The organism is Streptomyces sp. NPDC052721 (assembly GCF_040678315.1).
Classification (GTDB): Bacteria; Actinomycetota; Actinomycetes; order Streptomycetales; family Streptomycetaceae; genus Streptomyces.
This window is the reverse complement of the sequence record NZ_JBFATL010000010.1, coordinates 189,361-199,470: the sequence shown is the minus strand read 5'-3', so window position 1 is coordinate 199,470 and position 10,110 is coordinate 189,361. Positions and strand designations below refer to the sequence as shown.

The following is a 10,110-nucleotide window of genomic DNA, read 5'->3' as shown; positions in this document are numbered from 1 at the left end:
ACGAGGGCCCGGGCCCGGCACGCCGAGAGCACGCACCTGACGCCGCGCGGCCCGCCCTCCGGGCGGACGACGGGAGTTTGACGACAGGACCTAGCTGCCGTGCCGTGCATCTCAGTCCGCACGCTCACCGGGCCAACACGCCGTATACGCCGCGTCTCCTCTCACGCAGCGTGTCGGGTGATCGGTGGCCCGGGACGAGGCGCTACAGGGGCCGGCGACAGCAGACAGTGCGCTTGGCTGTCGGGGACGAGCAACCGGATGAGGCCTTCCAGGTCACCGGTGCCGGCCGCGGTCCGGAACGCGGACACGAGACGACGGTGCGACTCGGCGGGAACCGGCCGCCGGCGGTCGCACCCGAGGCGGGCCTGGGCTCGGTGGACCACCACTCGTGCGTTCTGGACGCTGATCCGGAGCAGCCCCGCCAGATCGGCATAGGCGTAGTCGAAGCCCTTCCGCAGGACGTAAGCAGCCAGCCGGTCCGGGGTCAGCCTCGCCATGAGCAAGGCCAGGGCCGCCTCCACCTCCGCGGTTCGCTCGGCACACAACACGGGATCCTGGGCCGCCCGGTCGCCGAGGTCGGCCAACTGCGGCTCGGCCGGAGTCTCGTGACGGTGCCGCGCAGACTGGACGATGTTGATCGCCAGACGGGTCGTGGCAGTGGTCAGGAACGCGGCCGGATTGTTGATGTCCGGGCGATGGGTGAGCTGCCAGCGCAGCCACACCTCCTGCATCACGTCTTCGGCTGCCGGGACGTCACGGAGGATCTGGTAGGCGATGCGGAACAGCCGTGTCCGCTGGGCGAGGAAGATGTCGAGGGCGATGTCCAGGTCCTCCTCCCCCTGCCGGGCGACCGGGTATGCGGTCGGCGTCGTCGTCTCCGGGCTGGGCGCGGACATTCGGTGACCTCTCTTTGCGGGCGGGCGCCCTTCGAGGGCGTTGTCTTCCACCCTCGGCCCGAGGCACCGCTCACCGCGCCCTTGGTACCCGTGGTCGAGTCCGTAGGGACCCCATGGGGTCACCCGGGGGCCCTGCCCAGGCCCTCAGTCGGGTGGCACCTCGTTCGTGGTGTCCACGGCCCGGGTGTTCGCGAGAGCACCCGGCAGTGCGCGACGCGATTTGATGCCGAGCTTCGTGTACACCTTCCGCAGGTGCCACTCCACGGTGTGCGGACTGATGAACAGTTCCGCGCCGATCCTCGCGTTCGTCATGCCGTCGGCGGCGAGCGTCGCGACCTGCGACTCCTGGGGGGTGAGGGCGCTCGTCGGGTTGCTCTCCCGCACCCTGACGTGCTCGCCGGTGGCGAGCAGTTCGCGGCGGGCCCGCTCGGCGAACGCGTGCGCCCGCATCCCGTCGAACATCTCGTGAGCCCTACGAAGGTGCTCCCGGGCCGGCGAACGACGGTTGCCGCGGCGCAGCCACTCGCCGTACAGCAGGTGGGTGCGTGCCACCTCCACCGCCACACTGCCGCGGCCGAACTCCTCGATCGCGACCCGGTACAGCCGGTCGGCCTCGTCACCGTCGGTGAGGAGAGCCTGGCTGCGGGCGCCGGCACCACGGGCCCATCCGGAATCCGCGGCACGGGTGAGTTCGAGCAGCCGCGCCAGTGAGGCGCGGGCCTCGTCGAGCCGGCCGGACCGGGTGGCGGCCTCGACGTGTTCGACCAGCGACAGGCCGGTGAAGTTGAAACCGTCGTGCTCGATGCCCGTGCGAGCGGCCTCCAGGGCCTCCTCGTAGCGTGCCAGACCGTTGAACAGCACGCCTTGGATGTACCCCATGGCGCCCAGCAGGCCCACCTCGCCGCGCTGTTCGGCCCTCTGCCGGGCTTCTTCGATGATGCCGGCGGCTACGTCCGCCTCGCCTCGCCACGCGGCCAGGACGAGTGTCGCGTACTTGTGCGGGGCGTGGCCGGTCGCGGCGGCGATCGCATCGGCTTCGTCGATCATCCGGGCTGCCTCGGCGAAATCACCGTAGTGAATGTGCACACCGCTGGCGTAGATGAGGGCCGGTGGCAGCACGCCGAGCGCTCCGGTGTCGCGGGCCAGACGCACCGCGCGACTCGACAGCGTATGCCATGCGTGCAGGTCCCAGGCATAGTGGATGAAGGATTCCAGCGCGACCGGGGCCAGCAGAAGCCAGCGAACGGTCGCCTCCCTGGTGCCGAGATCCTCGTGCTCGAGCAACTCCAGCGCGTCGTACAGTGCCGGGACACCGGTCTCACAACCGTCCGCAAGGAGCGCGGCCACACCGTCCAGGAGCAGGTCGGCGGCCTTGGAGCCCGAGGAGGGCGCGCCGGACGCGCGGGCCGCGATCGCGGCGGCGCGGGCACCCGTCGGACCGTGGACCCGGCCCGCGAAGATGGTCGCGCTGATCGCCTCCAGGTACGTCTCCCGCGCGAGTGGCGATCCGGCGGCGGTGAACTGCGCGGCGGCCTTCAGCAACAGAGGTGCCGCCTCGTCGCTGCGGCTGCGGGCGAACAGGATCCTGGCCCGCAGGCGCGCCAGGCGGGCACGGTCCAGAGCGCTCAGCGGACACAGTTCGGCCACCGTGGCGAGCTCCGTCGCCCGATCGGGTGCGGCGGCGGAGAAGTGGGCCTCGGCGGCCGCGATGGCTCGGCGCCCGCGCGGCCACGGGTCCGGCGTCACCTCGGCCGCGCGCTCCAGCAGGACCGCCTCGGCCGCGATGCCGCCACGCTGCCGCGCGCGGTCGGCGGCCTGCTCCAGGCCTGCCGCGACCTCTTCGTCCGGCCCGTTGGCGGCCTGGGCGGCATGCCAGGCGCGCCGGTCGGGGTCGAGAACCGGGTCCGTCGCCTCCGCCAAGGCCCGGTGCACCGCTCGGCGTTCTTCGGGTTCGGCTCCGTGATAGACCGCCGAACGGACCAGCGGGTGCCGGAACCGTACGGACTCACCGAACTCGATCAGGCCGGCCGCCTTGGCCGGTGCGGCATTGGGAGTGATGTTCAAAGAGGCGGCCGCACGGACCAGCAGGCGCGCGTCACCGACCGGTTCCGCCGCGGCGATCAGCAGCAGTGTCCGGGTCGCCGGCGGCAGCGAACCGAGCCGGCTGGCGAAATCCCGTTCGACTCGGCTCGCGACCGGCCCCTGGACGCTCCGGAGTGTCGACGAGTCCAGGCCGTACGCCAGCTCGGCGGCGCCGCGACCGCGGGAGAACTCGAGCAGCGCGAGAGGGTTGCCGTGCATCTCGGCCACGAACCGGTCCCGGACCCGTTTCTCCAGCCGCCCGCCGACGGCGGCCTCGAGGAGCTGTCCGGCCGCCACGGAGTCGAGACCGCCGAGTCGCAGTGCCGGCAGGCCCTTGAGGGTCTCCTGTCCCTCGGGGTCGCGTACCGCGAACGCCATCGCGACGGCCTCGGCGAGCAGTCGCCGGGCCACGAACTCCAGGGTCTGCAACGACACCCGGTCAAGCCACTGAGCGTCGTCGACCACGACGAGGACCGGTCGGCTCTCCGAGGCTCGGGTGAGCAGAGTGAGCACGGCGAGGCCGACCAGGAAGCGGTCGGGCGGGTCTCCGGCCGCCATCCCGAACGCCACGCGTAGGGCGTCGCGCTGCGGTTCCGGCAGCTCGTCGAGCTTGTCCAGGAACGGCGCACACAGTTGGTGCAGGCTGGCGTAGGGCAGCTCCATGTCGGCCTCGATGCCGTGCGCCCAGGTCACCTTCACCCGTGACGCCTGTGCGGCCACGTACTCCAGAAGTACCGACTTGCCGATTCCGGCCTCGCCACGGACTACCAGTACACGGGACCCGCCTTCACGCAGCCCGGCCAGCAGGTCGTCGAGCGCCGCGCACTCGCGATGCCGACCGACCAGGTCGGGAAGCGGGCTGGCGATCATGCGACGCGGCTCCTCGTGGGCATCCAGGGGTGTCATCGCCCCCACAACGGTTGTCGTAGCGCTCTTCACAACGATACCTAGGACAATCCCACACCTTGTGTCGAATTGTTGTGATGGACTCCACTCCGAAAGTTGCTCCGACACTGTCACACACGACGCCGCTGTCCGGTCGAGCACTGCCCATGTTCGCGCCAGCCCGCTGCCGCAGGAGGTCCCATGTCTTCGCTCGAACACCGGCTCGCCACGTCTGTTCTCGTGGTGGGAACCGGTGGGTCAGGCCTCAGAGCGGCCATCGAAATCGCCGAGGCCCGAGTCGCGGTCATCGCGGTGGCCACACGCACGTCCGGCGATGTCCGCACCGTCATGACATCGGGGTGCCCGACCGGAGAGCCCTCCCTCTGGCCCGAAGACACGTCGGAACAGCACGCGGTCGGCACACTGCGGGAAGGGTACTTGCCGGCCGACCCACGCACCGCGCAGATCGTGGCCCGCTGCGCCGCGCAGGCCGACCGGCAGGGCTGCGGTGGGACCGCCCGGCGCCGCTTCGGCGATTACAGGTACCGACGTACCGCGTTCGCCGACGAGCGCACCGGCCTGGAGGTGCTGCGAGCTCTCCGTGAACGCGCCGAGCAGCTCGCGGTTCCCGTCCTGCCGAACCTGTACGTCACCCGGCTGCTGGTCGACGACGGGGCGGTGTTCGGTGCCTACGGGTTCGACCTCGTCGACGGCTCGCGCTACGTCGTTCACGCCGACTCCGTGATCCTCGCGACCGGAGGACACACGCGCATCTGGCGGCGTACGTCGTCACGTCGAGGTGAGAACACCGGGGACGCCTTCCGCCTCGCCGTCGAGGCCGGCGCCCGGTTGCGTGACCCCGAGCTGGTGCAGTTCCACCCCTTCGGGCTCATCAGGCCGGAGAACGCGGCGGGCACGCTGGTCAGCGAGGCGGCAGGCGGTGCGGGCGGGGTCCTGCTCAACAACCTCGGTGAGCGGTTCATGACGCGCTACGACCCCGCGCGCATGGAGCTCTGCGGCCCGGACAGGATCGCGCTGGCGTCCTACACGGAGATCAAGGAGGGCCGCGGCACCCGGGCCGGCGGCGTGTGGCTCGACCTGTCCCACCTTCCGCCTGAAACACTCCTGACGCGGCTGCCGCAGGTGCACCAGACCCTGCTGAACCTGCAGACGCTCGACATCACCCATGACCCGATCGAGGTCACGCCGACCGCCCAGTACTCCCTGGGCGGTGTCTGGGTACGGCCCGAGGACCACAGCACCGATGTCGACGGGCTGTTCGTGACCGGGGAGGCAGCCAGTGGTCTGCACGGTGCGAACCGGCTGCAGGAGAGCCCGCTGATCGAAACACTCGTCTACGGCCGGATCGCCGGCCGGGCCGCAGCGGAGTACTCGGCCAGGCTCACCTCCCGGCATCGGTCGCCGGCGGCGGTTCGCGCCGCGGAGGCTGACGTGAACCGGCTCGGGGCCGCCGACGGCGACCAGAACGCCCGCACGCTGCAGCGGTCGGTGCGCCACCTGATGACGGAGCGCGCCGGTGTCGCCCGGGACGAGGCCGGGCTCGCCGCCGGGCTGGCCGAACTGGACACGATCGAGGCCCGCATGGCGTACGTGGGCGTGCACGTCGACATCGGCGGCTTCCAGGACCTCGCATACGCCTTCGACCTCAGGTCCGCCGTTCTCGCCGCTCGTGCGACCCTTCTGTGCGCGTTGGAGCGGCGGGAGACACGGGGCTGTCACAACCGGTCCGACCACCCCGATGTCGACCCCGACCTGCACGTCAATCTGGTGTGGTCCCCGGCGACCGGGGTGCGTCGAGAACCCGTCCCGCCCATCCCCGCTCACATCGCCGCGTTGACGCACGGCGTCCCGGCCGACGCGCAGTCGCTCGAGTAGGAGTCCCGGGAGCCGACGGGTCGGCGTCGCAGCCTTCTGCCGGCGCCCACAACGCCGGCAACGCCCGCCACGCGCCTCACGGTCCGCCCTGAACGTACGCCCCCCCCCCGGCGCTCGGCAGGAGGGCCAGCAGGCGCAGTTTGGTGTGGCTCTCGGTGCCCGGTGTCGCGGTGTAGACCACGAGCCGCTGGGACTGGTCGGGGTCGACCAGCGTCTGGCAGTGCAGTTCCAGCGTCCCGACCTGGGGGTGCAGGAAGCGTTTGGAGGCGCAGTAGGGCCCCAGTACGGGGCGCTCGCGCCAGATCCCGGCGAACTCGGGACTCTCCCTGTTCAGCGCGTCCACGAGTTCGGCGGCACGGGAGTCGCCGCCGTCGCGGATGTAGGCGCCGTGGAGGTCCGCGACCATCAGACGGCTGTGCTCGGTGTGGTCGTCCTCGGGGTGGACCAGGCGGGCGACCGGGTCGGTGAACCAGCGGTAGTGCGCACTGCGCGCCAGTCCGGTGTGGGCCGTCTCGTCACCGAGGAGCGCCACCGCCGGGCGCGTCTGTCTCAGTGTCTCGCCCAGGTGGTTCATCACCTGGGCAGGAGTGTCCTCCAGCCGGTCCAGGATGCGCATCATCCCCGGGTTGATGTGGTCGCCGCGCCGCACCCGGTGAGGCCGGGCGTGACCGGCGAGCTGGAAGAGAAGATCACGCTCCTCCAGTGACAGGTGCAGTCCACGGGCCATCGCGGCGAGCATCTGTTCCGAGGGGTGCGGACCCCGTGGCTGTTCGAGCCGGCTGTAGTAGTCCACCGACATGTCGCAGAGTGCCGCGACCTCCTCGCGGCGCAGCCCTCCGGTACGCCTGCGGCGCCCGCGGGACAGTCCGACGTCCTCCGGCTGGAGGGCCTCTCGGCGCGCCCGTAGGAAGGCGGCCAGTGCTGCCCGATCTGCCATGGCTTTCCTTTCTCAGGGGACGGTGTCGTCCTGGACGGGTGCGCCGGTCCGTGGTTGCCCTGACGGGGCTTGCGGGAGGGGCCGCCGCGTCGACCGCGCCCTGCACGGTGTGCTCCGGTCACCTGAGCAACGGGGCCAGGATCCCCGCAACAGTGTGCCGTCCCGCACCCTCGTGAGCGCGGAGACGGCATTCTCGACGGCGTCGGCGGCCGAGTGCGGGGGTGTCCCTCCACGGCCGCGCGGCCCCGGAAGGAGCGTCGGCGTCCCCGGATCGCCTTCCCGGGGTGCTGACGACGCGGTGTGTCAGCGGGTGATCGCCTTGGTCTCGAGGAACTCCTCGAGACCGGCACGGCCCATCTCCCGGCCGTTGCCGGACTGCTTGTACCCGCCGAACGGTGCCTGGAAGTTGTGCGGTCCACCGTTGACATCGACCTGGCCGACGCGCAGGCGCCGGGCGATCGCCATGGCGTGGTCCTCGTCACCGGTCACGGCACCGTTGAGGCCGTAGATCGTGCCGTTGGCGATCTCGACGGCGTGGTCGTCGTCGACGTAGGGGATGACGACGAGGACAGGGCCGAAGATCTCCTCCTGGGCGATGACGGACTCGGGGTCGACGTCGGAGAAGATCGTGGGCCTGACGTAGGCACCGGTCCCGAAGCCCTCCGGACGGCCGGGGCCGCCGACCACGAGCGTGGCACCGTCGGCGATGCCACGCCGGATGTACTCGTCGACGCGCCGGCGCTGGGTCTCCGAGGCGAGCGGGCCGATCCGTGCGCCCTCGTCGGCGGGGTCACCGACGACGTACTCCTCGGCCGCGTCCCGCAGCTTCTCGACCACGGTCTCCTGAAGGCCTTCGGGCACCAGCATGCGCGTGTAGGCGCCGCAGGCCTGACCGCCATTGGCCCAGGCGTAAGCCAGACCGCGATGGACCGCGAAGTCGAGGTCGGCCTCGGGAAGGACGATGTGGGCCGCCTTGCCGCCCAGTTCCAGTGCGACGCGTTTGACCGTGCCGGAGGCCGCGACGGAGACACTTCTGCCGGCACGCGTGGACCCGGTGAAGGAGATCATGTCGATCTGCGGGTGGCGGGAGAGTGCCTCGCCGACGACCGCACCGGTGCCCTGCACCACGTTGAACACCCCGTCCGGCAGACCCGCCTCGGTGGCGATCTCAGCGAACATACGAGCGCTCAGCGGACTGTTCTCCGAGGGCTTGAGGACGACGGTGTTGCCCGCCAGCATCGCGGGGACGACCTTGGTCACCAGTTGCTGCAGCGGGAAGTTCCACGGGGTGATGGCCCCCACCACGCCGATGGGTTCGCGGATGACGAGCGAGTTCTCGACCACCTCCGTCCACTCGAACCGCTCGGCCGTCGCGATCGCGGCCGAGGTCGACGCGATCGGGAACCCCACCTGCGCCTGCCGGGAGAACCCGATCGGAGCGCCCATCTCCAGGGTGATGGTGGCGGCCAGTTCCTCGGAATGCCGCTGAAGGCCCTCGGCCAGGCGCCGCATGAAGACCGCTCGGTGCTGCGGGGACGTCGACGCCCATCCCGGGAAGGCGGCGCGCGCGGCGCCCACCGCCCTGTCCACGTCTTCGGCGGTGCCCTCGGGCACCGCGGCGATCACCGACTCGTCGGCGGGATTCACCACGTCGATCAACGGTCCGGAGCCCCGGAGGGGGCGGCCGTCGATCCAGTGGGACGGTGCGGGGAAGGGAACTGCGGTGTTTTCGTTCATGCCGCCAAGAGAACACCGGCCTTCATGAGGCATCCATGCCTTCCCGTGCCCATGATCCGCGTCACTTGCACACCGTGCCGGGCCCGTTCCAGCCGGGAAGGCCGGGCACAGCGCCGTCCTGGTGCTGCGGGGCGAGGCCGGCATCGGCAAGTCCGCATTCTGGATGGTCTCGCGCGGCTTGCTCACGGCCACGGAAGCTCCATCTCGGACTCGACCCCCATCCCGCAGGCGACGCGGCAGGGCGAGGCCCTGGCCTCCGTCGATACAGGAGTCGGTCGGCGACCTCACGCCCTACGGCGCGCCGGCGCCGGCGGCCTGGCAGGGCGCCGAATCCCGTGCGGAGGAACTGATCCGGGCCGGCACGGACGACTCCGCGGCCCGTGGTGAAGGGATCGGAGTGACCATCGCACCATGGGCGAGAGCGGCGCTGTGCAACGGTGCGGGCGCGTACGGACCGGCGCGCGAGGCGGCCGGCCTGGCTGCCGCGCACGCGCAGGACCTGGCCGCCGCCAGCTGGTGACTGTCCGAGCTGGTCGAGGCCGCCGTGCGCGGTGACGAGCGAGGCACAACCGCCGTCGCACTGGACCGGCTGACCGAGACGACCGGTGCCGCCCGCACGGGCGCTGCTCGCCGAGGGCGACGCGGCGGAGTCGTTCTACCGCGAGGCGATCGAGCGACTCGGTCGCCTCCGCATCCGCATGGAGCCGGCCCGGACGCATCCGCGGAACGGGGAATGGCTGCGCCGCGAGAACCGTCGCGACGACGCGCGTACCCAACTGCGCGAGGCTCACGAGACATTCGCCCGGTTCGGCGCCGGTGCCTTCGCCCAGCGCACCGGCCGCGAACTGCGTCCATCGGTGAGACGGCAACCAGGCGCGTCATCACCGCTTCCGCTGAACTCACCGCTCAGGAAGCACAGATCGCGGGTCTGGCCCGGGACGGGCTCACCAATCCGGAGACGAGGCCCAGCTGTTCATCAGCCCTCGCACCGTCGAGTGCCACCTGCGCAAGGTCTTCGGCAAACTCGGTATCACCTCCCGCAGGCAGCTCCGCACCGCCCTCACCGACCGTCCCACGGCCACGCCGGCCCAGTCAGGCGGGGAGCGCCGTCGGCCACCCCACCTGGGTTCCTCGCCGGCCTGCGACCACATCGACCAGGAAGGCGCCACCAGATCAGCGGCAGCCGTCCAGGCTGATGCGCCCCAGGGCGTCCAGCAGGAGCCTCCGCACCTCGATGTGCTCGTACTCCACTCGCATACCGCCTCGCGCGCGCCGCTCCTGAGGGCTGTTGGCGCGTTCCATGGCGACGTGCACGGCGCCGGCGACGTCCAGATCCTCGTCGACCAGGTAGTACATCCGGATCACACGGGTCCCGCCGGGCCGGAACGGCACGCCGATCAGCCATTTCACAGGGTGCGTGAGCACAGAACTCAGGGATGTCCGAGGGGCGCGCGCGGACTGGTCGCCCTCGCGGAGAGCGGGGCCGGCGGCCAGGGCGCCGCTCCCTGCGGTGAGCCCCGCACAGTCGGCTTCCGCAATGCTGGGGTTGTCCCTCTCGAGCAGCATGTGACCTCCTCTCCGCGTCCGATGTCACGCCGGTCGATCCCCAGCCGGAACATCAGCGCGGATGCCCGAAGATGCAGTTCGTACCTGTTTGACCGAACAGGGCCAGCCCGT

The 10,110-nt window shown here is 71.1% G+C and carries 7 protein-coding genes; 2 read left to right on the top strand and 5 right to left on the bottom strand.

What is annotated here, in order from left to right:
* Positions 1-161 precede the first annotated feature (161 nt).
* Entirely contained in the window at positions 162-896 is a 735-nt protein-coding gene (locus tag AB0L21_RS13195) for a sigma factor (RefSeq protein WP_365783942.1), read from the bottom strand.
* 144 nt (positions 897-1,040) lie between these two features.
* Positions 1,041-3,848 carry an AAA family ATPase gene (locus AB0L21_RS13190; RefSeq protein ID WP_365783940.1) on the bottom strand — a complete coding sequence of 936 codons (2,808 nt, stop codon included), beginning with the start codon at positions 3,846-3,848 and terminating at the stop codon, positions 1,041-1,043.
* Positions 3,849-4,064: 216 nt separating this feature from the next.
* Between AB0L21_RS13190 and AB0L21_RS13185 the strand changes: the two genes are divergently transcribed.
* On the top strand, positions 4,065-5,759 hold the full coding sequence (locus AB0L21_RS13185) for an FAD-binding protein (protein WP_365783938.1): 1,695 nt from the start codon (positions 4,065-4,067) through the stop codon (positions 5,757-5,759).
* 76 nt (positions 5,760-5,835) lie between these two features.
* Here AB0L21_RS13185 and AB0L21_RS13180 read toward each other — a convergent pair whose 3' ends face one another.
* Positions 5,836-6,696, bottom strand: a complete 861-nt coding sequence (locus AB0L21_RS13180; protein ID WP_365783936.1) for a helix-turn-helix transcriptional regulator — start codon at positions 6,694-6,696, stop codon at positions 5,836-5,838.
* 303 nt (positions 6,697-6,999) lie between these two features.
* On the bottom strand, positions 7,000-8,433 hold the full coding sequence (locus AB0L21_RS13175; protein WP_365783934.1) for an aldehyde dehydrogenase family protein: 1,434 nt from the start codon (positions 8,431-8,433) through the stop codon (positions 7,000-7,002).
* A 397-nt stretch (positions 8,434-8,830) separates the two neighbouring features.
* Here AB0L21_RS13175 and AB0L21_RS13170 point away from each other — a divergent pair, with 397 nt between their 5' ends.
* The gene (locus AB0L21_RS13170; RefSeq protein WP_365709238.1) at positions 8,831-8,953 is read left to right on the top strand and encodes a hypothetical protein; all 123 of its coding nucleotides are present in this window, start codon (positions 8,831-8,833) and stop codon (positions 8,951-8,953) included.
* A gap of 653 nt (positions 8,954-9,606) precedes the next feature.
* Here the strand turns inward: AB0L21_RS13170 and AB0L21_RS13165 are convergent.
* Positions 9,607-9,999 (bottom strand): hypothetical protein, encoded by a 393-nt coding sequence (locus tag AB0L21_RS13165; RefSeq protein WP_365783932.1) that lies wholly within the window; start codon positions 9,997-9,999, stop codon positions 9,607-9,609.
* Between the last annotated feature and the right edge of the window lie 111 nt (positions 10,000-10,110).